Genomic DNA, 21,779 nt, shown 5'->3' with positions numbered 1-21,779 from the left:
TTGATCCGCTCCCGGGAAAACAGGAGCGGCGTCAAGGTCCATATCCTGCTGTCCATGCGGCAGCGAGGCCAGTTTGCGCCGTATCGGTACGCTCGCGAACGAAATTTTTGCGATTCGTCAAACACCGTGCGCCCTTCAATGCGGGTGGACAGCGCCTCTTGAGATCGGCAAAAAGACAAAGCGACAGCGCGAAAAACGGACGGGCTCAATCGATGAAACACTTCTTCAACCGCAGGGAAAACATCGTCACCGAAGCTTTGGACGGCCTGCTCCTGACGAGCAGCAAGGGTCGCCTTGCCCGCCTCGACAGCTTTCCCGACATAAAAGTGATCCTTCGCGCCGACTGGGATAGGTCGAAAGTCGCGATCATCTCGGGCGGCGGCGCCGGCCACGAACCCTCCCATGCCGGTTTCGTCGGCAGGGGCATGCTGACTGCCGCCATCTCCGGCGAGATCTTCGCCTCCCCGAGCGTCGATGCGGTGCTGACGGCGATCCGGGCGGTGACCGGCCCGAACGGCGCCCTGCTGATCGTCAAGAACTATACCGGTGACCGCCTGAATTTCGGCCTTGCCGCCGAAAAGGCTCGCGCCGAAGGTTTCGACGTCGCGATGGTGATCGTCGCTGACGACATCGCGCTGCCCGGCATCAACCAGCCGCGCGGAGTGGCCGGCACGCTCTTCGTCCACAAGATTGCGGGCTACCACGCCGAAAGCGGCGCGGATTTGAAAACCGTTGCAGCTCGGGCGAGAAGTGCTGCCGGCGAGATCGTCTCGCTCGGCATGTCGCTGTCCAGCTGCAGCGTGCCCGGCCAAGTGCACGAGGACCGGCTCGGCGCCGACGAGGGCGAGCTCGGCCTCGGCATTCACGGCGAGCCGGGCGCCGAGCGCATCGCGTTGCAGCCCGTGGCCGATATTGTTGCGACAATGGTTGCACGCCTCTCGGCAGCGCCAGGCGGCGTGGCCGACCACGCGCTCCTCATCAACAATCTCGGTGCCGTGCCACCGCTCGAAATGGCCGTGATCGCCAATGCGGTGCTGGCCTCGCCGCTCGGCAGCCGCGTCCGCCTGATCATCGGGCCGGCGCCGATGATGACCGCGCTCAACATGAACGGTTTCTCGCTGTCGCTGATCCCGCTCGACGCCGAGCGCGAGACGGCTCTGACCGCAGAGGTCGAGCCGCACGCCTGGATGCCGGCCGTCGAACGCAACGCGATCGAAATCATCGCCGCGCCGAAAGCGGCCGACGGCTTGATCACTGAAGCCGCGGCCGCGGATCACCCCGGCAACCGCCGCCTGATCACCGCGCTCTGCGAGCACCTGATCTCGCTGGAGAGCGAGCTCAACCGCCTCGACGGCCGCGTCGGCGATGGTGATACCGGCTCGACGGTAGCATCAGGCGCCCGAAGCCTGCTTGCCCGTCGCGACACCTTGCCGCTCGACCGGCCGGTCGCGCTGTTTGCTGCCATCGGCGACATTCTCGGCGCCAGCATGGGCGGATCAAGCGGCGTGCTGCTGTCGATCTTCTTCACCGCCGCAGGCAAGGCAATGGCCGACAAGGCAGATATATCGGCAGCCCTTCTCGCCGGTCTCGAAAGGATGACCTTCTACGGCGGCGCTAAGGTCGGCGATCGGACGATGATTGATGCGCTCTCGCCTGCCCTGAATGCACTGGCCTCCGGTGACATCGCCGCAGCCGCCCGAGCGGCGGCATCAGGCGCGGAATCGACGAAGACGATGACAAAGGCGAGAGCCGGACGCGCCTCCTATGTCAGTGAAAGGGATCTCATCGGCGTCGCCGATCCCGGCGCGGTCGCGGTCGCCGCGGCCTTTGCGGTGGCGGCGGGTCTGGTTCAGACGTAGCGTGGCGCCATTTTCCGCCAGGCGCCGGCGCGGTGGGTACGGTCGTCCCAGACATGCAACTAGTGGCGGATGTTCTTTTCTCCGAGCAGCCGGCTGATAGCGGTTATTGTCGAGGAACGGATCGGCATCGCCGATGGTCAGCACGGTTCCGATCTCGCTGTTGAATGCCGCCACCTCGCTAAGCCGTTTTATCGAAGCCAATAAGCCGCTGTGACTGTCCTTAAGGAATCGGGCAGTGATATTTATCGTGAGCCATGGTGGTCATCAGCTCGTCGCCGGTGGCCTCGCGTATGCCCGGATTCTCCTCCAGGAACGTGCACAGAGTGCTCCCGACTGCTTCCGCCGTGGTTCCCTCGGGAATACAGATGTTGACGCCAACGGCGATTGCAAAATGCGCCGAGTTCACCATCCTGCCGGGCTTGGGAGCGGCTTCGGTAAAAATACGACGGGCGAGATACTCGTCACTATTCCATTTGTCCAACCAGCCAGCGACATATCCGACGACAAACTGCCGGGACCCGCTGCAATCGGAATAGAGAACTTCACCACCGGACAATCCGGCAGGAATCTTGGCTGAAGCCGTTGCCAACAAGGTAGCGATAAGAATGCCCGACATCACGTCTCCCCAAGTCACAATGGCGCGGAGCTTCGATCGGGAAAGTGTCGGAAATTAGCTTCAAACGTGTCATCTTTTGCGCTGCGTGTAAAAGTAGAAAATGAGCGGCGATTGCCCGCTCGGCTGGATCAAGGCATCTGGCTACTGGGTGCATGGCAAGGCCGATAGCACCGAGAAGTTCAGTTAGGCTATTCCGCAGACCGGCGGCCGCCCCTCACCCTGGGCGACGGCCCGGAGAAAGCGGCATTTGCTGACATGAGGGAGAAGACGACATGCCCGAACTCGCGATGGGCGCCCTGACCAACAATGGGTCCGTTCTCCTCGCAAGGCGAAGTCCTTGGCGCAGGACGCATCCGGATTGCTGGAGCCTCCCCGGCGGCCATGTCGAGGATGGCGAAGACGCAGAGGCGGCAATGCGCCGCGAGATGATGGAAGAAATAGGCGTGACGCCAGAGCGCTGGCAGTTTGCGGCAAAGTTCGTACGGCAAGGCCAATCCGACGCATCCGCCACGTTTCATATCTATCGCGTCGATCAATGGCGGGGCTTTCCGCGGCTGTTCGGCGGCGAACACACCGAGCTGAGATGGTTTAGCGCCGCCGCAATCGAATGCGAAACGGAGCTGGCTTTGCCTGAACTCGGCAAATTTCTCACCAACCTGACCGTGCAGCAAAGCAGCAAAAATTAAACCGCGTCGCGCCAACCCGCTTCGGCGCGAGGAGCCGATTACGAGCAGTCCTGTCAGCGCGCAGAACTGCTTGTTCGGGAAATAGACCAGCGATAGGCTCCGCCGGCAAGTCCCGACACGTCTCGATGCATGGAGAGATGACATGTCATCCATAACGGAAGGCAATGCGGAACAGTATGGCGACAGCCGCAAGCTCGCCGCCCGCGCACGACTTCGCAGCGAATATACCATAGCCGAGACCGGCTGGTTTCCGTGGGTGGCAGCGCAGCTGCCCTTGAAACCGGGTGATCGCATACTCGACGTCGGCTGCGGCCCGGCGTGGTTCTGGGCGGCAACGGCAGGTCTGCTGCCGGAGAACCTGCAGCTGACGCTTGCCGACCTTTCGCCCGGGATGATCAATGAGGCGGTGGCGCGCTGCAGCGCACTGCCTTTCGCCTCCGTTGAGGGTCACCAGGCCGATGCCGCTGCGCTTCCTTTTGAGGACGGCGCCTTCGATCTCGTGATCGCCATGCATATGCTCTATCACCTGCCGAATCCGGCTGCCGGCATCGCGGAGATGTCGAGGGTTCTGAAGCCGGGCGGTTTTCTCGCGGTCACGACCAACGGCGACGGCGATATGCGCGAGATTTACCAACTGACGACCGTCTTCGGCAGTGCGCCGACCAATCCGGCGGCCGAAGCCTTCGGATACGAGGCTGCAGAGCAATCGATGCGGTCGCAATTCGCGAACGTGACCATGTCGCAGCACCCGGCAAGCCTCAGGATCACCGAGCCTGAGGATGTGTTCCTGGCGCTGACATCCTACCCGCCTGGCGAAGGCGCGAGCGAGACTCAGCTCGCCCGCTTCCGTCAGGCGATCGCCGATGCCTTCGCGCAAAGCGATGGCGTTCTCGAGGTCAGCAAGCAAACGGGGCTGTTTCTCAGCCGGAAGACGGCCTGACCGATTGCAACGTTCGGGCGACGATCGACAGATTGTCTCGACGCCGCTTAAGACGTCATGCTGCCGCGTGACCCGTGGCGCCCGCCATCCACGCTCTCTCGCCGGGCGGTCGCCTCAGACCTTCTCTTTCTTCCTGGTCTTTTCCTTGGGTTCCACCGGCGCATCTGGCGTCGGCGCCAAAAGCTTGCGCAACGATGCGATCTTGTCCTTCACCAGTGGCCGGAAGCGCGTCGCGCGATAGGGCATGTCGGCCGCCCCGTAGCCTTCCGGCCCGTCATCATTACCCCGATGGATTTCCGCAAGCTTCACGCCGATGAAGGTGCCGTCGACATAATGGGTATATTCGCCCACCCAGCGGATCGTATAGATCTCGCCCTTGCGGATAAGCTGGTCGATGCTGACATGTTTGAAGGTATCGTTGATGCAGACGACCTTCTGGCCGACATGGAATTCATAGCTCATGTTTCCAACTCGCTCACGGCAATCCGCTTTGCCGCTCTATAGCGCGCCCAGCCGCCGGGATGAACCCCTTTCCGGAGGTTTGGCCGCGGGCGACCTGCATCAGTTGCAATAGACCTTGCCGCTCTTGCGGGAGCGCAGATCGAAGTGGAAGTGGTTCCAGTGTTCCGGATTGCTTCCAGGCCCGAGCACCGTATTGAAATAGCGACAGCTGTCGCTGCGCACCGCCTTCAGGAGCCTGCCCTCGCGCAGCGAGAAGAGACCCTTCTTGCGCACATCGATCGCGTGGCCGTTCTTCAGTACGAACTTGCCGACGTCGATGGCATTGCCGCGGGCATGTTCCGACATCGGATTATATCTCTGCCGGCTGTTGTTCATGCGGCGGCAGGAATAGCCGCCGAGCGGCTGGATCGTCCTGATGCCGCTCCAGTAGCGGTAGCGGGCCGATGGTGCCAGCTCGTTCTTCACCCACTTGGCGAAGGCGAGCGTCACCTGGCAGTTCAGCGTCACGGCCGGCTTCACGCCGATATTGCCGGAAAGCCCCTTCAGCGACACCGGATAAGGCACCTGGCAGGCCGGCCCGTTCGAGATCGGCGGCTTCTCGTCGAAGAGCACGCCCATGCGCTTCAGCTCGCGCCGGCAGGCGAGCTCGGAGGCCGGCATGACGCTCGGGTCAACAGGTGCTGCGGGCTGGCTCATCATCGGGTTGTTCGGCCGGAGCATCGCCACTTCCTCGGCCTCGTCCTCTTCTGGAACACGGGTCGGGGCTAAGACGGGGCTGCCATCACTCCAGGTCGGCGCCCGGCTCATCTGCGCTTGTGCTGCCGGCAGCGGCATCGCCTGCGGCGCGGGCTGGTTCAGCTGCGTCGGAGTGTCGGTGCCGATGCCATCGACGACGGGCTCGGTGACGTTGCCTTCGGCGATTTGCTGTTGTTGCTCCTGCGCCAACCCGACGACCGGCTCGGCCCCGAGCTCGTCATCCATGTTGACGCCGCCGGAGGGGATGGCAAGGTTCTGCGTGCCGCCCCAATTCTCGGTCTGCTGGCCTGCCGCCATCGCTTCGTCGCTGTCGATCATCGGCAGCCGGCCGGACCGCCTGCCCGACGCGGCGCGCCCAGCTTGGCCACTTCCGGCAAGGTTCGGCGTATCGAGGTAATCAACGGATCCCTGGCTGCTGCCGACAGGCGCACCGGAAACGGGATAGGAGGCCTGGCTCTCCACCGGCGCCATGCGCACTGCAGGCGCCATACGCGCGGGCGCCCGCGCCGGCGAGATCGAACTGACCCTGGTGCCGTTGTCGACATTGGCCGGCGGCGTGAGCCCGTCGCTGATCGAACAGGTCGTCAGCGCCACCGAGAGCAGCACGGGCAGGAAGGCTCGCCGAGGAAAGGAAACAAACGCCATACTCTTATCGCTTCCGTGGGCCGGCCGCAGAGTGACCGAAAAAACTCGGTCCAATTTTAATTAAAAACGGTGAATGAAAACTTACCGGCACAATCTGAAGGCGGCGGAAACGAAAAAGGCCGGTCGCCCGGCCTTTGATTTCAGTCGTTTCTCACGCTGCCCGTGTGTATCTGGCCTCGGCTTGCCGCCCCGCCTCACGCAGGCGGAAATTCGAAAGCAGCGTCTTCAGCTGGGTGCTTTCGTCGGCGAGCGTGCGGCTGGCCGCGGTCGTCTCCTCGACCATTGCCGCATTCTGCTGCGTCATCTGGTCCATGTGATTGACGGAGCTGTTGATTTCGTTCAATCCGGTCGACTGCTCGCGCGCCGCCGTCGCGATCGAGGAGACGTGATCGTTGACCTGGTTGACCAGCGCCTCGATCTCCAGCAGCGCGTCACCCGTCGAGCGCACCAGCGCAACCCCGCCCTCCACTTCGGCCGCCGAACTGCTGATCAGCGCCTTGATCTCCTTGGCCGCATTGGCGGAACGCTGGGCGAGTTCGCGCACTTCCTGGGCGACGACGGCAAAGCCGCGGCCCGCCTCACCCGCCCGCGCAGCCTCGACGCCGGCGTTCAGCGCCAGAAGGTTCGTCTGGAAGGCGATCTCGTCGATAACGGAGATGATCTGGTTGATGCGGCTCGACGATTCTTCGATCCTGCCCATCGCGGTCACGGCGTTGCGGACGATTTCGCCGGAGCGGCCGGCGCTCGCCTTGGTCTCGGCCACCATCTCGCGCGCCTCGTTGGCCCGCTCGGAGGCGGTCTTGACCGTTGCGGTGATCTCGTCGAGCGCAGCCGCCGTCTCTTCGAGTGCCGCCGCCTGCTGTTCCGTGCGCTTCGACAGATTCCCCGTCGCCTCGCTGATGTCGGACGCGCTGTCGTTGACGACACGGCTCGATTCGGCGATCGCATGGATGACGCCGTTCAGCGCATCGACGGCGGCGTTGAAGTCGCTCCTGAGCTTGGCGTAATCCTCGCCGATATCGCCGATCGAAACCGTTAGGTCGCCGCCCGCCAGCTTCTCCAGGCCGACGCCAAGCGCTTGCATCGCATGGCTCTGCCGATCGGAGACGGCCCGCAGGCTCGCCTCGTTGCCGCGGCGCTCTTCTTCGATCTGCCGTTGCCTCTCGTCTTCCCGCCCGCGCAGGGCGCTGCGCTCGTCGACGGAGTCGCGCAGCACCAGCAGCACCTTGGCCATCTGACCGACTTCGTCGCGGTACTCGCTGCCGGCAATCTCCACCGACGCTTCTTCGGCAGCAATCGCATTCATCGCCTTTTTCAGCCGGGCGATCGGCGTCGTCACGCTGCGCACGATGGCAAAGGCGATCGCGATCGTCGCTGCGGCACCGATCAGGCAAGCCACGGCGGCCCAGATCACGTTCTGGCGATAGAGCGCCGCGAGGTCGTCGCCATAAACGCCGGTGCCGACGATCCAGCCCCAGGGCTCGAAACCGGCGACATAGGAATATTTCAGCACTGGCTCGTCTGCGCCCGGCTTCGGCCAGTAATAATCGACGAAGCCCTTGCCGTCCTTCTTCACCTTGTTGACGAATTCGACGAACAGGAATTTCCCGGTCGGATCCTTCATCTGCGAAATGTCGGTTCCATTAAGGGCCGGCTTGATCGGATGCATCACCATCTTGGGATGCATGTCATTGATCCAGAAATAACCGTCGGCGCCGTAGCGCATGGCGCCGATCACATCCTTGGCCGCCGCCTGCGCCTGCTCACGGGTCATCGTTCCCGACTGTTCCAGCTTGTAATATTTCTCGAAGATGCCGAGCGCCGTCGCATCCAGCTGCGCGAGCCCCGCCTTCCGCTCCTCTTCCAGCTCGGAATAGGAATAATTGAGAAAAAACACCATCGTTGCCGCAAGCACGGCAAGGGTAAAGCCGACGAGGCAATACAAACGGGTGGAAATCTTGACGTTGCGCATGAGGTTCCCGGCGATTCTTGTATGGAGATAAGTCCCATACTGGACCATCTGAATTACTGGAGCGTAAAGCTTAATTAGAAACATCTAAAACAATGAGAGGCTGGGAGTCGGTTGCCAAATTCAAACGACTGAAATGGCACGGAATTCAGATCGATTCTGACACCGACATTTTCGACCGCCGCTTACGCAAAGCAAAGTGTCGCGCCTGGCCTTGCCGTCTTTTACAGCCTCCAGCCTTTGCACTAGGGTGCTCATCAATGAATCGCCGCCCTCGTGAGCCACACCAGATGGAGAGCCCTTGATGACCGAAGCCGCCAAGCCGAGAGGCGAACTGACGCTGCGTACACTTGCCATGCCGGGGGACGCCAATCCGGCCGGCGATATCTTCGGCGGTTGGGTCATGGCCCAGATGGACCTTGCATCCGGCATCCGCGCCGCCGAGCGCGCCAAGGGCCGCGTCGTCACCGCCGCGGTCAAGGAAATGGCCTTCGAGCTGCCGGTCAAGATCGGCGATACGCTGTCGGTCTATACCGATGTCGAGCGCGTCGGACGCACCTCGATCACGCTCATCGTCGAAGCCTGGGCGCATCGCTCGCGCTACGCCAAGATGGAAAAGGTCACTGCCGGCACCTTTATCATGGTGGCACTCGACGAAGAGGGAAAGCCCAAGGCAGTCCCCGCGGAGTGACAAGCTTGAATCCGAGGGGATAAGGCATGGAAACGGTCAGCTCGCCGGAGGTCTTCCTTCACATAAAGGTGGTGATGGGCATGGTCATCAGCCTCTCCCTTGCGAGGCTGCTCACCGGCGTTGCCGGCATCGTCCAGCATCCCGGTAGGGCGCGGGTCTATGCCGTCCACCTCGGCTGGGCGCTATCGCTGTTCCTTTTCATCATCCACATCTGGTGGTGGGAATATCGCCTGCAGGCCGTGCCCGTCATCGGCTTCGGCATCTATCTCTTCCTTGTCTGCTTCTGCAGCCTGTTCTTCCTGCTCTGCGCCCTGCTCTTCCCAGCGAGCCTCGACGAATATGGCGGCTACGAGGAATATTTCATATCACGGCGCAAATGGTTCTTCGGCGTTCTCGGCCTGATCTATGCCGTCGATACCCTCGACACCGCGATCAAGGGACCGGAGCGCATCCTATCGCTCGGCTGGGAATATCCCGCCCGCAACATCGCCTACATCCTGCTCTGCGCCATCGCCGCCTGGACCCCCAACCGCCGCTTCCACACGATCTTCATCATCGCCAACCTGGCGTACCAAGTGAGCTTCATCTTCCGCCTTTACGATGTTTTAGAGTGAGGAGTGCTCGGGCTTCGCACCACTCCTCACACCTTCAAAAACTGTGACGCCTTATCGAACCCCAGCCCCGGAAATATCTTCCCCGTCAGATCGTCGGCACTGACGTCGAACTGCCGATACAGCATCGCCGCCGCCACCTCGCGCACGTCCGCCGTCGGCATCAGGTCGCGATCGTCGAGCAGCTGGCCATCACCGACTCCAGGCCAGCGGCCCAGGATGCGGCCGCCGTTGATGGCGCCGCCGGCAAGGACGGCGCAGCCGCCGGTGCCGTGGTCGGTGCCAGCGGAGCCGTTCTGGCGGACGGTGCGGCCGAATTCGGTCATGGCGAGCACCACCGTCTTTGCCCAGATCTCGGAGCCGAGCGTCGCCTTCAGTGTGTTGATCGCCTGCGCGAGATCGCCGGCCGGCCGCTTGAACTGGCCAGCCTGGCCGATATGAGTGTCCCAGCCAGTGATCGAGAAGCTGGCGATGCGGTAATCGCCTTTCAGCATCTTGGCTGCGAGCGCAGCAACGTCGGCGATCTTTCCGCCGCGCTGACCATCCGGCTCGACCATCATCGAGGCGGCGTCGGCCCGCGTCGCCTCGGCGAGAGCTTCGGCGAAAGGCGGATCGCCGGCATAGAGCCGCGCCAGGAACTGCATCTCGTCACGTGCGGGCGCCAGATTGGCATCCGACGACCAAACGTCGACATTGTTCGGCCCGGAGAGGATCAGCTCCGTCGAGGTGTTGACGTCGATCGCCTTGCGCGCATTTGAGCGCGGAATGACAGCGAGCGCCCGGTTCAGCCAGCCGGTCTTTTCCCCGGCAACATGTTCGCCGCCGGATTCCAGCATGTCCTGCCCGTCGAAATGGCTGCGCTGGTCGCGATAGGGCGTCGACACCGCGTGTACGAAGGCGAGCTCTCGGCTCTTCCAGAGCGGCATCAGTTCGGCGGCGGCGGGATTGAGGCCGAAATGCCCGTCGAGGTCGAGGAGTGCGGTATCCGGCGTCAGCGCCAAGGTCGGCCTGAGCGCCGCAAAACCGGCATCGCCATAGGGCTGCACCAGGTCAAGCCCGTCCATCGCGCCGCGCAAAACGATGGTGACGAAACGGTTTTCGCCCGGCATCGCCGCGAAGGTGACCGGCGTGAAGACGGGGGCGGCGGCCAGACAGCAGGCCGACGTCAGAAAGCCGCGGCGCGAAAGCAAAATCCGGTTCATTGCGAGCCTCCTATCGGCGGTTGAATTCCGGCGATGCCAGCACCAGCGTCAGGCCGCTGATCTTGTTCGGCGCCTGCGACACCACGCGGATCGTCTCGTCGCGCGCCGCATCGGCAAGCGTCGATCTCAGGAACTCGCGCGGATCCTCGTCGCGGCCGAACTGTGCCGCAGCCCGCCTGGCCCAGGCCAGCCGCTCAGCGAGCTGGCTGCCGGTGATCCAGGCGGAAAAACCTTCCTCGAAACCGGCCGGGCTCGGCGGCAGCCAGGTCGGCTGGCCCATGCGCTGCAGCGCCCCCTGCCCCAACGTCCGCGCCGTCCGGAAAGCCTTCAGCCGCTTGTCTCTCGCCTCGCCGGCTGGATCCGTCGTCACCGGCGCCCCTGCCAATCCAGGCGTGTTCGCCGCCATGTCGCCCTCGTCCGTGCCCTGCTGGTTGGCCGCCAGGAAACTGCCGACGACGCCGTTGACCGGCCCCGCATTCAGCGCCCTCAGACCTGCGACGACAAAATCGAAAGGCTGGCGCGCCTTGGCGCCTTCGTTTTGCCAGGCGGCGGGATGGTCGAGCATGGCGGTGTAGACGGCGGTGAGATCGCCATCCGTCTTTTTCCAGGCCGCTGCCATATCGGACACCATGCCCTCGTCCGGCTGGTCGGAGACGAAATGCACCGCGAGCTTTCGGCTGATATGCGCCGCCGTCTTCGGATGAACCGAGAGGTCGTCGAGCATGTCGAGATAGTCGTCGCGCGAGCGCCGGCGCCCACCGTAGCTGACACCGAGGACCTCATGCGCACCGGGTTCGGACATGTTCGGCCGGAAGGCGATGTCCATCTCCTTGCGATCGATTGTGAGCCCCGTCAGCACCATGGCCGCAGCAGTGACATCCGCCTGGGTGTAGCCGCTGCCTGCGCCGAGCGTGTGCAGTTCGAGAAGTTCGCGGCCGAGGTTTTCATTGAGCCCCTTGTTGCGCTTGATGCCACCGGCCGACTCGGGCCCGAGCGAATCCGCCTGGTCGAGATAGATCAGCATGGCGGGATGCGCGGTGGCGCTGCGCAGGAGATCGCCGAACCTGCCCGACATAAACGGCCGGATCGCCTCGGCCTCGTAGAGCGGCACAATAAGGCGCATCAGCAGGCTCTTGTTGGCGCTGGTGGAAAAATGATCGGTCCAGAAGGTCGAAAGCCGCTCGTAAAAGCCGTAGGGTGACAGCACCGTCTGCATCAGCCGCAGGTTTACATCGTGCTGGAACTGCTGCTGCGCCTGGCGCTGCACGCCCTTGCGCATTTCGCGCCGCGCCGAATCGTCGGTCACCGTCTTGGCATCCTCCCGAATTTGCTTCAACTGCGCCTGCAGGCTGAGGATCGCCCGGTGACGCATGTCGGGGCCGCCGAGCGGGAAATCCGGCGTCGCGGCCGCCCCCTTGGACAGCTGCCCGATCAGCTCATCCTTGCTCTGGGGCGCCGCCTCGCCCGGCCGGAAACCATAACCGAACCGGATCGCCGCCATCGTCGGGAAAGAGAGGCTCATTGCCGATCAACTCCTGATCACTTGATGGTGACAGGCTGGCAGTCGAATGCGACGGGATTCTGTAGGAAATGCGGCGATATCACGACATGGACGATTTGTAATCCACTGAAAACGCTCACATTTATTCAAGGAATCTGACGATGCTCCGATTGCTGAGGCCGACCCCTTCCGCATCGACCCCATTAAAGTGGTGGAGAGGTAAAGTTCCTGAGGCAGATAAAAATGTGGCCGGCGACACCTGCCGCCGGCCTCTTTGACCGCCCAGCAGCGTTAGATTCGCATCGCGCCATGCGGTCCCTCGGCCTCCTCCGTGCCGAAGCGCACATCCTTCTTCTCATAGCCGAAGCCCGCCAGAGCCGCGACGACCAGCGCCACCACCGCAGCGACGATCAGCAGCGCATAGGCGTAGTCGCCGTCCCAGCGGGCGGCAAGTCCCGCCTGCAGCGTCGCATTGCCCGATGCAAGCAGGTTGCCGAGCTGGTAGGCGAAGCCCGGAAAGGTGCCGCGCACCTCGTCCGGCGACAGCTCGTTCAGATGCACCGGCACGATGCCCCAGGCGCCCTGCACGAAGAACTGCATCAGGAAGGCACCGATGGCGAGCAGAACCGGCCCCGGCGCATAGGCCCAGAGCGGCGCGACAGGCACGGCGATCAGCGCTGCCGTGACGATCGCCCGCTTGCGGCCGATCCGCTGCGACAGCGCCCCGAAGAACAGCCCGCCGCAGATCGCCCCGATATTATAAACGATGGCGATGGCGCCGACCGTGTAGCTCGAATAGTTGCGTTGTGTTTCGAGGAAGGTCGGATAGATATCCTGCGTACCGTGGCTGAAGACGTTGAATGCCGTCATCAGCAGCACCGCCCAGATGAACAGCGGAGTATTTTCGCGCAGAACGGTGAGGAACGGCCGGCGCCCCTCGGCTTGCCGCTTCAGGAAGGCCGGGCTCTCTTCCACATTGCGCCTGATGTAGAGTACGAGCAGCGCCGGAGCCGCGCCGACGAAGAACATGCCGCGCCAGCCGATGACGGGAAAGAGCAGGAAGAACACGATCGAGGCGATGAGATAGCCCGAGGGATACCCCGCCTGCAGGATGCCCGAAACGATGCCGCGGCTCTCTTCCGGCACGGTCTCCATGACCAGCGATGCGCCCACGCCCCATTCGCCGCCCATGGCGATGCCGTAGAGCGCCCTCAGCACCAGAAACATGGTCAGCCCCGTGGAAAAACCGGTCAGGAACTCGAAAACGGAGTAGAGCAGCACGTCCGCCATCAGCGTGATGCGCCGCCCGTAACGGTCGGCCGCCAGTCCGAAGATCAGTGCGCCGAACGCCCGCATTGCGAGTGTCAGGAAGATCGCCGCCGAGACGGCGGGGATGTCGGTATGAAACTCCTCGGCGATATATTTGAGAACGAAGACGAGAATGAAGAAATCGAAAGCATCGAGCGTCCAGCCGAGATAGCTGGCAATGACGGTGTTGCGCTGCTGCGGCGTCAACAGGCGCAGGCTTTCCAAAGCGGACATATGAATTCCTCCGTCCGAAAGCGGCGGCGAGGCGGGCAGTTCCGGATGCCGTCGGAAGGGGTGCCCGAAACGGGCGGGTTGCGCTGCCGGGGACTGCGGTCCGGGGATAGCGGCACGGAACGTCAGCGATGCTGCCCTCGTTCCATCACGTTCAACGTGATCGCGGGCGCATTATGTCGCACCCATTCGAGGTGCTGCAGCCAGCGTGTATCGAGGTAGCCAGCTACCTTCGACGGCCGATACTTGAGAGTTCAATTTCCGCGATGACGCTCGATCGCCGCGGCGAGGTCGATCCAATGCGGGCGGCTGTCCCACCAATGCTCCAGATTTCGAAATCCGCCCACCACAGATCCGGCAAAAAGCTTTGATCCCGTCAGGCATAGTTTGGCCTTGCGGAAACCAGATCGAAGAGGCTCCCGCGATAATCCGAACATTTTCCTCACGGAACCATGCATCGAGTCCAATTACGCTTCCCGATGCACACTGTCGCCGGCACACTGCGCCTAACCGGCCTCCGGCACCCTGCCCCGGCACGCCCATGCCACCGACGCGAATGACCGTGGTCCATCGGGCTCCCCCGCCTCGTAAGCCGCCCGAACGGCAGCATCGACGGCCTTTCGCTTCTCCGGCTCCAATCCGGCAACATACCTTCCAAGCGGCCCCTCGCCGGCCGCGATCGGTTGCCAGTAGTCGTCGAAGGAAAGGTAATCCATCCGGATCAGGAGCGAGGTCTCCTCGACATCGGCAAGACCCCGGGCGATGAAGCTATTTTTCATCTCCCCCGGGCGCATCATCGGCTGAAAACAATATTTGCGACGCAGCGGCAGCGCGTTCTCGTCGAGCATGACGACGGTATCCCACATCATCCGCATGCCCGACATGCCGCCGTAATGGTCCCAGACGGCGGCCGCGACCACGCCGCCGGCCCGCACGACACGCGCCATCTCGGCCACCGCCTTGCCCGCCTCCGGCACGAAATGCAGCACGAGCAGCGATATCGCCCTGTCGAAACGGTCATTCTCGAAGGGCAGCGCACAGGCATCCGCCTGTTGGATCGTGATTCTGGGATCAGTGTTGCGCGCCTGCGCCGCCGCGACGAAAACCGGCGAATAGTCGATCGCCGCGATCTCCCGCAGGCCTGGCCTCTCCGCCAGTGTGAATGCCAGGCTGCCGGTGCCGCAGCCGACATCGATCACGTGATCCCCATCCGCCAACCCCGCGAAATCGATCAGCATCGGCGCCAGCCTCCGGCTCCATCGCCCCATCAGTTGTTCGTAACCATCGGCACTTTCGACATTGAAACTCGACGGCATCGAAGCCTCCCCGTTCAAGGACCACGTGTGCGCCTATGATTATGGTTCCACGTGGCAGCCGTCGCAAGCAGGATGCAGTCGGGACGACGGACCAGCTTGGGAGCACCATGATATCTGTCGTGGATCAGCAAGGGGGCGCGGTTGTATCGAGAGAAGTTTACCGCCGGCCCGACCTTGCTCACCGCCAGAGAAAATCCGGCCCCATGTTCTGCGAGGTCAGCTTGAGCGTCCCATCAGGTTGAACGACATAGGTCTCGAAGACCCGATCTCCGAACGCTCCGAGAAAGGTGTGCTGGACCGCCGTTCCCGGGCGATAGGGCGAATGGATGGTCTTGCCGCCATAGGTGAGACTGCCCGGGAGAGGCTGCGGTTCGCCGGCGGTGCTGGCGCAGGCCGTGAGGACGAAGAAAAGGGCAATGAGCGCATGCTTCATCCTGGCGTCTCCTCCCGGCGACAACAGCAACGGAAGAACACGACTCTGTTTGCTCAGAAAACAGCGTTCTTGCCTTCGTAGTCTCTGCGCAGCGCCTGGGCCCGCGAGAGCGCGCCGGCGATCCTGTCGTCGGTAAAGGGTTTGGGGATGACGTCGAGCGCACCCTCGATGCCGTTTCCGACATTCTCCGGACTACCGGTGACGAAGATGACGTCGACGCCGAAGCGGTCGATCAGCCGACGGGCGAGCTGAGCGCCGCTGAGGCCGTCGGCGAGGCTGAGATCGACAAGCGCGACGTCGCTTTTCGGAGCATAGGCCAGCGCCTGTTCGATCGTCGAAACCGGCCCGACGGTCTGGTGTCCCGCATCCTGCGCGATTCGTTCCAGTTCCAGAGCGATGAAGTTCTCATCTTCGACGATCATGACTTTCATGGATACTTCTCCTCCCATGGCAGGCTCGCCGCTGGGCACAATCTACGGCCACCTTCCTAACGCAACTCGCGGCTCGAAAGTTTCCGCTAAAAAACGGCCGTTCGAAAAATGGTAAGCAAACCCGTAAAGGCACCGGCAGCTATCGCTCGATGCTGCCGTTGCGCCGAATCTTCCGCTGCAGAAGCAGGATGCCGTAGAGCAATGCTTCGGCCGTGGGTGGACATCCGGGAACATAGATATCGACGGGCACGATCCTGTCGCATCCGCGTACCACCGAATAGGAATAGTGGTAATAGCCGCCGCCATTGGCGCAGGAGCCCATGGAGATGACATAGCGCGGTTCAGGCATCTGGTCGTAAACCTTGCGCAGCGCAGGCGCCATCTTGTTGCACAGCGTACCCGCCACGATCATCAGATCCGACTGCCTTGGGCTTCCGCGCGGGGCGACGCCGAAGCGCTCTATGTCATAGCGCGGCATGGACATCTGCATCATCTCGATGGCGCAGCAGGCAAGACCGAAGGTCATCCACATCAGCGAACCCGTGCGCGCCCAGGTAATGAGTTCGTCGGTGCTGGTAACGAGAAAACCCTTGTCGGCAAGCTCGGCATTGATGGTGCCCATCATCGGGTCGCCCTGCCGCTGTTCGCTGGGGAACTGGAAATTGCCCGGCGCCGGGTGCGGTTGCGTGAAGAACGGCATCGTCGTCTCCTGTGAGCCGACCTCAAACACAGCGCAGACGACAAAGTTCCAGCCGTGCCCCAGTACGATGACCGACGAAATTTTGTCACATGTCTCTAAGATGCAGCCCTCAACGCCGAAGGAATCACCTGCCCGATCACTCGTCCCTATCGAGGAACCAGCGAATGGCGGGATCGCTCCGGCATCGGGAAAGCGGCAATTGCCGCACGGAATGGATGCGGCTGATCCCTTCCTCGCCGTCCGTCTCCACGTCCATGCAGGCGCAGCCATAGCCGTGCGCGGCATAGGTGTAGACATATTCGCCGGTCGTAAGGTCGGGAATCTTGTCCATTCCCTCGGCCTTGTAGCCGCTGCCATTCTCCATGATGATCCAGCCGCCGTCGGCATCTAGGAGCGACCAGTTCCGCATCGAGGGATTTTCCAGCCAGCCGCAGCGCCTTTCGGCATGCGCCGCCGCAGGTGCGAGAAGCATCATCAAAACAAACGCATGCAATCTCATCATCACCCCCTCCGCTTCGCCGGCCACTATGAATGGTCAGTGGCCGGCAAGGCAACTGGGCTATTCAGATCTCAATCGTCGCGCCAACGCTCACGATTTCGCCTTCGTGCTTTCCTCCCGGAACGCCGCCTCGCCGGCGTCGGAGACCTCGACCCATTTCTTATCAGGCTCGGCATCGGCAACGTAACTGTCGTGCCAGTTCCACCATTTGTAGGTCGCAGTCTGCGGATAGCCCTCTGGCGAATCCTCCCAGACCTCCTGGCGGCCAAGCGGCGTGATGTCGAGATAGTTCCAGGTGCCGCCCATCTGCTCGTCGCCGCGATTGTTGACGAAATAGGTGCGGAAGATGCGCTCGCCGTCGCGATAAAAAACATTGGTCCCGTGCCATTCGTCGACGCCGAAATCCTTGTCGAAGTCGTCGGTGACCGTCACCCACGGCATCGTCCAGCCCATCCGCGCCTTCAGCCTGGTGATATCGGCCTGCGGCGCGCGCGAGGCGAAGACCAGTGTCGTATCGCGAGCGTTGAGATGGGCAACATGGGCGACCTGATCGGCCACCATCGAACAGCCGCGGCATGCTTGCTCGGGCCAGCCGAAGACGCCGGGCTCGTAGAAGGCGCGGTAGAGGATGAGCTGACGCCGCCCCTCGAATAGATCGAGCAGGCTCATACTGCCCTTCGGCCCCTCGAAGACATAGTTCTTCTCGACCGCCATCCACGGCATACGCCGCCGTTCGGCGGCAAGCGCGTCACGGGCGCGCGTATGCGCCTTTTCCTTCACGAGAAGCTGCCTGTGAGCCGCCTCCCAGGCATCCTGCGAGACAACGGGCGGCCTCTGCATGGCCTGTCCGCCCTTTCCATTCTCGGCTGTTGCAGTCATTGCTTCGATCTCCTCTATGGGGCGAGTTCCCGCGCTTCCTGTCCGAAAGCCGGTGCATCGCGATTGGTCGGAGATAGTTTCGCATCGGGCATCGAACAGTGGGAGTAACAAGTGTGTCTGTCATCCCACGGCCAACGCAGTTGGTCCGTAGGCCAACGCAGCTGGTGCGCAGATGAGATCTCCTCGACCAACACAACAGTTGCCAAAACCCACATGTTGACGGAAGCTTCACCACGACCACTGGATCGCGCGACATGACGACAGAATTCACCTTCACGGAGCAGGCAAGGCACGGCAGCGCCAGGATTTGCCGCGGCTGCTGGGATCAGATGCATATGCCGATCCCGATCGGCGGCCCGCTCGCGCTTCCCTTCCGCGCCCTCGGCATTACCCGCAGCAAGATGAACCCCGATATCTGCACCATCTGCGAGCGCTCCTTCCAATATGTGAAGAAGCAGCGCCAGATCACCGTCGACGCTACCATCCTGTTCGCCGACATCAGGGGCTTTACCGATCTTTCCGAGCGTATCGAGGCGGTGCGCTTGAGCGAAATCGTCAGCCTGTTCCAGGATCGCTGCGCCCAGGCGATCTGGGCACATGACGGCATCGTCAACAAACAGATGGGCGACGGCCTGATGGCGATCTTCAATTTCCCAATCATCCGCAAGGATCACGCCAGCGCCGCGATCGGCGCCGCTCGGGAGATCCAGCGGAACTGCGCTGCGGCGCTAGGCGGACTGACACTTGACGCCCTGCCCTTGGGCGTCGGCGTAGGCATCCATTCCGGCGAAGTCCAGATCGGCGAATTCTCGAGCTTCCGCAGCGATTTCACCGCGATCGGCGGCGTCGTCAACCAGGCCGCACGACTCGAATCCCAGGCGGCTGCCGGCGAAATCCTGATCTCGGCCGAAACAGCCGCGAAGGCTCCCGAACTCGCGGCAGACGCCGAGACGCGAATGCTGACGCTGAAGGGCATCGAACAGCCGGTGCAGGCACGCGTTCTGGTCAAGCGCTAAACGACGGCGATTGCGGCCTTCTTAAAGCATCATCCCGCCGCCCCCATGGCAGCTGCAGTTTTCTCACGCTGTGATTGTCAAGACATCGGATTACAAGCCGGTTAATCCTCCGGAAACGAACATCGCTTATCTCTGAGCTGTTTCAACAGTGGGGTATCTAATGGGCAGCTTTTCTTTGTTTCACTGGTTGATCGTCTTGATCCTGATCGGCGTACCATTGATCTTCGTCTTCAGAAAACCGCTGCCCGGGCCGAACCGCTTCGGCGGCTTGCCGCAAGCCATGGGTTTCGTCCAGGCGATCGGAAGCTTTTTCAAGAACTACGTGAACTTCAGCGGCAGAGCGAGCCGATCGGAATTCTGGTATTCGGTGCTCTTCGTCCTTCTCGTCGCGATCGCTTTGTACGTCGTGGATCGGACCGAAACCTTGAACCTGATCTGGTCGCTGGCTACGTTTCTTCCGTCGATCGCCATGGCCGCCCGACGCCTTCACGACACCAACCGCAGCGGATGGTGGCAGCTTCTCGGACTATTATTTCCCATTGGAACGGTTGTCGTCCTCGCATGGTACTGCAGGGCGTCGACAGCGGATGATTCCAGGGAAGCCGTCTTTGCTTGAGCAAACTGTGAGGACGGTCCTCGCGGCTTAACTTCGCTGGCACGGCCTATCCGTTGCGCGGACTGCGGAATGCGCAGTCCGCCTCCAACACCAAGTATCTCCTGAGCATAAACTGATGCAATGCCTAGAGATCCTAGTGGTCCTGACGAACGCGCTATCACCCGGGCAGCTTGCAGCCCTTGCTCATGCCGGCCGACTGCATAGCCGAGACCTTGCCTTTGGACGCAGCAATTTCCCCTTCCTTGTCTCCGCCGGCGACGCTGCCGATTGGTACGCCGACGAGGAAGACGCCGAACGCATCACCGTTCGCCGCGCTGATCTGCTGCTTGGACAGATCATCGAGCTTGGCCCTCTCTTTCTTGAGTTCAACGGCGAGCGCCTGGCAGCTAAGGTTCGTATAGGCCGCCATCGGAATATCCACCTGAACGATGGCGTCAGGACGTTTGGCGCAGCCGGCCAGTGCCGCGGCGGCCACGAGTGCAATAATGATCTTTTTCATGAATGGTCCCCAATTCCCGCGGCAGCTGTAACATTGCCGCCCGCACTGCGGGAGATGGGTGAGCCTTCAACCACAGACTTTTATTCACGGCGCATGCATTCAACTTGCCGGAGATGGATCGATGCTGCGGACCATGCGTCTGAGGGATCGATCGCGCGCGCCCGATAGCTCGTCGCCGACCTGCCGATCGACGATTTCGATTGATTGGACACGCCCAACGGCCTTCCTTCCGACGGCCGATGTGTGAGGAATCTCTGGTTTTGACGGCGCCCGGACGGTTGCTGGCGAGGCCGGCAAATGTCCCGTCTGTGCCTAGTGCTTCATGTTCCGCAGTTCCCGAAAATCATGGTACCGCAGTCGCTTATCGTGGCAGCGATGGTCGTTCTTTTTCAGGTACAGTATCATATCGTGTTGCAAGCCCAGGCCGATATAGGACCAGTTCGGGTTGCTGCGTTCCGTCGTGCGCGTGCAATGGCATATATCTGCTTTTCCGGATTAAGTAGAACCACGCTGGGAAATCTCGGCCTTTACGAAGTTCCCCGGCTTTATCGTTCGCTGCAGAGCGTCGACGTACTCGCGTCGGACGGAGCTGGACGGCGGGCGCTGCGAATCTGCGACGGATTGCGGCGCCGGAGTTTGGCAGCCCGCCAGAGGCATCAGGGCAGCGTAAGCAAGGGATCTAATCTTCATTCAGTTGATCTCGCTTTGCCAAAGGCCGACAAATGGGATTTAAAGAAGCTGGTGGCTGTAAGCCTGTGCTTCGCGGCTCCCCCCTCTCAGGCCGCGCAGATGCGAGCCGCGGCTCAACGAGCGCTTGAACGGCGACGCGGCCGAAGCCCTTGTCCTGCGTCAGGTCTTCATGCCGGTCAGCTCAGGAAACGGGTAGTAGCGCAGCCGCTTGTCCTTGCAACGATAGTCATTCGCCGTTGCGCCGAGGATTTGGGCTTCCGTAAAGGAAACGCCGAGATAGGCCCAGTCGCCCCAGCTGCGCTTGGGCACCACCCGCACACAATAAGCATAGATCTTCTTCTCGGGCTCGAGCAGCACCACGCTTGAAATCCGAGCCCAGACGACTTCGCCCGCTTCGTGTCTATAACTTCTCTTGAATACGATATCGATGAAGTTCTGCCTGATGTCACTGGAGGGAGGACGCTGGGAATCTGCAACGGATTGCGAAACGGGGGCGTTGCAGCCCGCCAGCATCAGCAGGGCAGCACAAGCAAGCACTTTTATTCTCATTAAGATGAATCTCCAAAGAATCGCCGCGACCAACGCTGCGAATTCCTACAAACACAACGGGAACAATATTTGCAATACATGAAAATAGACATTGTCGACACCGCGCATGTGACCGCGCCACTCCATCTATACCGGACGATCTGAAGAGGAGTTTGCCCCCCCATTCCCATCATTTTCGTCGATCGCCACCCCCGCCTCCAAGGCCGCGAGGATGAAGGCCTGCCGCACCGTTTCAGCCGGCATACGCCCGGCAAGCCAAGCCCGGCAGAAATCGATCGCCCTCTGCTGATGGACGCCGCCATTGACCGGCCAGTCGGAAATGAGTGCGTAAAGTGCATCCTGCGGTGAGCGGAGAACCAGCCGTTCGCCAGTATCAAGATCGATCGAGATCGGTTTCTTCCAGAACGCGGAATGGTCGATAATGGTAGTCACACCTGAAGCTGAAAGGGTATCTGACTAACTGCTAAAGGCCAATCACGGTTCCAGTGCGGGTCCCGCGGACGGCCGGTGGGGCCCCCGCGCCCAAGAGGGCCTCACCCTGAATGCGCCGCGCAGAGGCCTTGAAGGGCGGGGGCGGTGCGCCGGCCTTGCGACCCGGTGCCGGGGCAATTGTTGAGCCAATCCGAACGATTCATTCGTTTCCCTTTTGTACTCTTCCCCTCTTCCCTTTCGCG

Annotated in this window: 23 protein-coding genes and 2 pseudogenes; 7 read left to right on the top strand and 18 right to left on the bottom strand. The window is 62.0% G+C overall.

The genetic code is table 11. The features are described from left to right. Positions 1–212 precede the first annotated feature (212 nt). Positions 213–1,859 carry a dihydroxyacetone kinase subunit DhaK gene (locus tag GA0061105_RS00510; RefSeq protein WP_092747327.1) on the top strand — a complete coding sequence of 549 codons (1,647 nt, stop codon included), beginning with the start codon at positions 213–215 and terminating at the stop codon, positions 1,857–1,859. On the opposite strand, the pseudogene GA0061105_RS33170 reads toward GA0061105_RS00510, so the two are convergent. Both GA0061105_RS33170 and GA0061105_RS00500 read right to left on the bottom strand, forming a co-directional pair. Beyond that, a pseudogene (locus tag GA0061105_RS33170) lies at positions 1,850–2,003 on the bottom strand (esterase); the annotation flags it as partial. The gene GA0061105_RS00510 and the pseudogene GA0061105_RS33170 sit on opposite strands and share 10 nt — an antisense overlap. Before the next feature lie 76 nt (positions 2,004–2,079). Further along, complete coding sequence (locus tag GA0061105_RS00500) at positions 2,080–2,475, bottom strand: Rap1a/Tai family immunity protein (RefSeq protein ID WP_092747325.1); 396 nt, start codon at positions 2,473–2,475, stop codon at positions 2,080–2,082. 272 nt (positions 2,476–2,747) lie between these two features. On the opposite strand from GA0061105_RS00500, the gene GA0061105_RS00495 reads away from it, so the two are divergent. Together GA0061105_RS00495 and GA0061105_RS00490 are read left to right on the top strand one after the other, a co-directional pair. Further along, a complete protein-coding gene (locus GA0061105_RS00495; protein WP_092747324.1) occupies positions 2,748–3,161 on the top strand; it encodes an NUDIX hydrolase in 414 nt (137 codons plus the stop codon). Positions 3,162–3,303: 142 nt separating this feature from the next. Beyond that, positions 3,304–4,101 (top strand): class I SAM-dependent methyltransferase, encoded by a 798-nt coding sequence (locus GA0061105_RS00490; protein ID WP_092747322.1) that lies wholly within the window; start codon positions 3,304–3,306, stop codon positions 4,099–4,101. 114 nt (positions 4,102–4,215) lie between these two features. Here the strand turns inward: GA0061105_RS00490 and GA0061105_RS00485 are convergent, their stop codons facing one another. The 3 genes from GA0061105_RS00485 to GA0061105_RS00475 all read right to left on the bottom strand — a co-directional run bounded on the left by GA0061105_RS00485 (position 4,216) and on the right by GA0061105_RS00475 (position 7,936). Beyond that, a complete protein-coding gene (locus tag GA0061105_RS00485) occupies positions 4,216–4,563 on the bottom strand; it encodes a CAP-Gly domain-containing protein (RefSeq protein ID WP_008535048.1) in 348 nt (115 codons plus the stop codon). Positions 4,564–4,662: 99 nt separating this feature from the next. Then, positions 4,663–5,964 carry an extensin-like domain-containing protein gene (locus tag GA0061105_RS00480; RefSeq protein WP_092747320.1) on the bottom strand — a complete coding sequence of 434 codons (1,302 nt, stop codon included), beginning with the start codon at positions 5,962–5,964 and terminating at the stop codon, positions 4,663–4,665. 151 nt (positions 5,965–6,115) lie between these two features. Next, positions 6,116–7,936 carry a methyl-accepting chemotaxis protein gene (locus GA0061105_RS00475; RefSeq protein WP_092747318.1) on the bottom strand — a complete coding sequence of 607 codons (1,821 nt, stop codon included), beginning with the start codon at positions 7,934–7,936 and terminating at the stop codon, positions 6,116–6,118. 301 nt (positions 7,937–8,237) lie between these two features. Between GA0061105_RS00475 and GA0061105_RS00470 the strand changes: the two genes are divergently transcribed. Then, positions 8,238–8,624: an acyl-CoA thioesterase gene (locus GA0061105_RS00470; protein ID WP_064691979.1), complete on the top strand. Its 387-nt coding sequence runs from the start codon at positions 8,238–8,240 to the stop codon at positions 8,622–8,624. Positions 8,625–8,650: 26 nt separating this feature from the next. After that, positions 8,651–9,238: a hypothetical protein gene (locus GA0061105_RS00465; protein WP_092747316.1), complete on the top strand. Its 588-nt coding sequence runs from the start codon at positions 8,651–8,653 to the stop codon at positions 9,236–9,238. A gap of 26 nt (positions 9,239–9,264) precedes the next feature. Here GA0061105_RS00465 and GA0061105_RS00460 read toward each other — a convergent pair whose 3' ends face one another. From GA0061105_RS00460 to GA0061105_RS00420, 9 genes are all read right to left on the bottom strand, one after another. After that, positions 9,265–10,437 (bottom strand): DUF1501 domain-containing protein, encoded by a 1,173-nt coding sequence (locus GA0061105_RS00460; RefSeq protein ID WP_092747314.1) that lies wholly within the window; start codon positions 10,435–10,437, stop codon positions 9,265–9,267. Positions 10,438–10,447: 10 nt separating this feature from the next. Further along, entirely contained in the window at positions 10,448–11,959 is a 1,512-nt protein-coding gene (locus tag GA0061105_RS00455; RefSeq protein ID WP_092747312.1) for a DUF1800 domain-containing protein, read from the bottom strand. Positions 11,960–12,229: 270 nt separating this feature from the next. Beyond that, positions 12,230–13,480 (bottom strand): MFS transporter, encoded by a 1,251-nt coding sequence (locus tag GA0061105_RS00450; protein WP_092747310.1) that lies wholly within the window; start codon positions 13,478–13,480, stop codon positions 12,230–12,232. A gap of 503 nt (positions 13,481–13,983) precedes the next feature. Next, positions 13,984–14,793 carry a class I SAM-dependent methyltransferase gene (locus GA0061105_RS00445; RefSeq protein WP_092747308.1) on the bottom strand — a complete coding sequence of 270 codons (810 nt, stop codon included), beginning with the start codon at positions 14,791–14,793 and terminating at the stop codon, positions 13,984–13,986. A gap of 178 nt (positions 14,794–14,971) precedes the next feature. Beyond that, on the bottom strand, positions 14,972–15,226 hold the full coding sequence (locus GA0061105_RS00440) for a hypothetical protein (protein ID WP_092747306.1): 255 nt from the start codon (positions 15,224–15,226) through the stop codon (positions 14,972–14,974). A gap of 53 nt (positions 15,227–15,279) precedes the next feature. After that, positions 15,280–15,657 carry a response regulator gene (locus tag GA0061105_RS00435; RefSeq protein ID WP_064691987.1) on the bottom strand — a complete coding sequence of 126 codons (378 nt, stop codon included), beginning with the start codon at positions 15,655–15,657 and terminating at the stop codon, positions 15,280–15,282. Between the two features lie 139 nt (positions 15,658–15,796). After that, on the bottom strand, positions 15,797–16,357 hold the full coding sequence (locus GA0061105_RS00430; RefSeq protein ID WP_092747304.1) for a NuoB/complex I 20 kDa subunit family protein: 561 nt from the start codon (positions 16,355–16,357) through the stop codon (positions 15,797–15,799). 136 nt (positions 16,358–16,493) lie between these two features. Then, complete coding sequence (locus GA0061105_RS00425) at positions 16,494–16,859, bottom strand: DUF4087 domain-containing protein (protein ID WP_092747302.1); 366 nt, start codon at positions 16,857–16,859, stop codon at positions 16,494–16,496. An 87-nt stretch (positions 16,860–16,946) separates the two neighbouring features. Further along, positions 16,947–17,735, bottom strand: a complete 789-nt coding sequence (locus GA0061105_RS00420) for a DUF899 domain-containing protein (protein ID WP_092747300.1) — start codon at positions 17,733–17,735, stop codon at positions 16,947–16,949. Between the two features lie 254 nt (positions 17,736–17,989). Here GA0061105_RS00420 and GA0061105_RS00415 point away from each other — a divergent pair, with 254 nt between their 5' ends. After that, positions 17,990–18,751 carry an adenylate/guanylate cyclase domain-containing protein gene (locus GA0061105_RS00415; RefSeq protein WP_092747298.1) on the top strand — a complete coding sequence of 254 codons (762 nt, stop codon included), beginning with the start codon at positions 17,990–17,992 and terminating at the stop codon, positions 18,749–18,751. Between the two features lie 160 nt (positions 18,752–18,911). Beyond that, positions 18,912–19,367: a DUF805 domain-containing protein gene (locus GA0061105_RS00410; RefSeq protein WP_092747296.1), complete on the top strand. Its 456-nt coding sequence runs from the start codon at positions 18,912–18,914 to the stop codon at positions 19,365–19,367. A 157-nt stretch (positions 19,368–19,524) separates the two neighbouring features. Here the strand turns inward: GA0061105_RS00410 and GA0061105_RS00405 are convergent, their stop codons facing one another. From GA0061105_RS00405 to GA0061105_RS00390, 4 genes and pseudogenes are all read right to left on the bottom strand, one after another. Then, positions 19,525–19,866, bottom strand: a complete 342-nt coding sequence (locus tag GA0061105_RS00405; RefSeq protein WP_092747294.1) for a lipoprotein — start codon at positions 19,864–19,866, stop codon at positions 19,525–19,527. 312 nt (positions 19,867–20,178) lie between these two features. Continuing rightward, positions 20,179–20,556, bottom strand: a pseudogene (locus GA0061105_RS33165) (hypothetical protein). Positions 20,557–20,715: 159 nt separating this feature from the next. Further along, a complete protein-coding gene (locus GA0061105_RS00395) occupies positions 20,716–21,105 on the bottom strand; it encodes a hypothetical protein (RefSeq protein ID WP_092747292.1) in 390 nt (129 codons plus the stop codon). Positions 21,106–21,231: 126 nt separating this feature from the next. Continuing rightward, positions 21,232–21,537, bottom strand: a complete 306-nt coding sequence (locus GA0061105_RS00390) for a DUF982 domain-containing protein (protein ID WP_245304188.1) — start codon at positions 21,535–21,537, stop codon at positions 21,232–21,234. Between the last annotated feature and the right edge of the window lie 242 nt (positions 21,538–21,779).

Source organism: Rhizobium aethiopicum, from assembly GCF_900094625.1.
In the GTDB taxonomy this organism is placed as follows: domain Bacteria; phylum Pseudomonadota; class Alphaproteobacteria; order Rhizobiales; family Rhizobiaceae; genus Rhizobium; species Rhizobium aethiopicum.
Note: the sequence above shows the minus strand (reverse complement) of the source record. Positions and strands in the feature narration are given on the sequence as shown.

What these genes read in the sequence shown, in the direction of transcription:
- GA0061105_RS00450 (WP_092747310.1), bottom strand. Translation starts at nt 13,480, where the DNA reads ATGTCCGCTTTGGAAAGCCTGCGCCTGTTGACGCCGCAGCAGCGCAAC.
- GA0061105_RS00465 (WP_092747316.1), top strand. Translation starts at nt 8,651, where the DNA reads ATGGAAACGGTCAGCTCGCCGGAGGTCTTCCTTCACATAAAGGTGGTG.
- GA0061105_RS00435 (WP_064691987.1), bottom strand. Translation starts at nt 15,657, where the DNA reads ATGAAAGTCATGATCGTCGAAGATGAGAACTTCATCGCTCTGGAACTG.
- GA0061105_RS00470 (WP_064691979.1), top strand. Translation starts at nt 8,238, where the DNA reads ATGACCGAAGCCGCCAAGCCGAGAGGCGAACTGACGCTGCGTACACTT.
- GA0061105_RS00490 (WP_092747322.1), top strand. Translation starts at nt 3,304, where the DNA reads ATGTCATCCATAACGGAAGGCAATGCGGAACAGTATGGCGACAGCCGC.
- GA0061105_RS00425 (WP_092747302.1), bottom strand. Translation starts at nt 16,859, where the DNA reads ATGATGAGATTGCATGCGTTTGTTTTGATGATGCTTCTCGCACCTGCG.
- GA0061105_RS00460 (WP_092747314.1), bottom strand. Translation starts at nt 10,437, where the DNA reads ATGAACCGGATTTTGCTTTCGCGCCGCGGCTTTCTGACGTCGGCCTGC.
- GA0061105_RS00445 (WP_092747308.1), bottom strand. Translation starts at nt 14,793, where the DNA reads ATGCCGTCGAGTTTCAATGTCGAAAGTGCCGATGGTTACGAACAACTG.
- GA0061105_RS00415 (WP_092747298.1), top strand. Translation starts at nt 17,990, where the DNA reads ATGACGACAGAATTCACCTTCACGGAGCAGGCAAGGCACGGCAGCGCC.
- GA0061105_RS00395 (WP_092747292.1), bottom strand. Translation starts at nt 21,105, where the DNA reads ATGAGAATAAAAGTGCTTGCTTGTGCTGCCCTGCTGATGCTGGCGGGC.
- GA0061105_RS00420 (WP_092747300.1), bottom strand. Translation starts at nt 17,735, where the DNA reads ATGACTGCAACAGCCGAGAATGGAAAGGGCGGACAGGCCATGCAGAGG.
- GA0061105_RS00500 (WP_092747325.1), bottom strand. Translation starts at nt 2,475, where the DNA reads ATGTCGGGCATTCTTATCGCTACCTTGTTGGCAACGGCTTCAGCCAAG.
- GA0061105_RS00480 (WP_092747320.1), bottom strand. Translation starts at nt 5,964, where the DNA reads ATGGCGTTTGTTTCCTTTCCTCGGCGAGCCTTCCTGCCCGTGCTGCTC.
- GA0061105_RS00510 (WP_092747327.1), top strand. Translation starts at nt 213, where the DNA reads ATGAAACACTTCTTCAACCGCAGGGAAAACATCGTCACCGAAGCTTTG.
- GA0061105_RS00475 (WP_092747318.1), bottom strand. Translation starts at nt 7,936, where the DNA reads ATGCGCAACGTCAAGATTTCCACCCGTTTGTATTGCCTCGTCGGCTTT.
- GA0061105_RS00485 (WP_008535048.1), bottom strand. Translation starts at nt 4,563, where the DNA reads ATGAGCTATGAATTCCATGTCGGCCAGAAGGTCGTCTGCATCAACGAT.
- GA0061105_RS00410 (WP_092747296.1), top strand. Translation starts at nt 18,912, where the DNA reads ATGGGCAGCTTTTCTTTGTTTCACTGGTTGATCGTCTTGATCCTGATC.
- GA0061105_RS00455 (WP_092747312.1), bottom strand. Translation starts at nt 11,959, where the DNA reads ATGAGCCTCTCTTTCCCGACGATGGCGGCGATCCGGTTCGGTTATGGT.
- GA0061105_RS00405 (WP_092747294.1), bottom strand. Translation starts at nt 19,866, where the DNA reads ATGAAAAAGATCATTATTGCACTCGTGGCCGCCGCGGCACTGGCCGGC.
- GA0061105_RS00495 (WP_092747324.1), top strand. Translation starts at nt 2,748, where the DNA reads ATGCCCGAACTCGCGATGGGCGCCCTGACCAACAATGGGTCCGTTCTC.
- GA0061105_RS00430 (WP_092747304.1), bottom strand. Translation starts at nt 16,357, where the DNA reads ATGCCGTTCTTCACGCAACCGCACCCGGCGCCGGGCAATTTCCAGTTC.
- GA0061105_RS00440 (WP_092747306.1), bottom strand. Translation starts at nt 15,226, where the DNA reads ATGAAGCATGCGCTCATTGCCCTTTTCTTCGTCCTCACGGCCTGCGCC.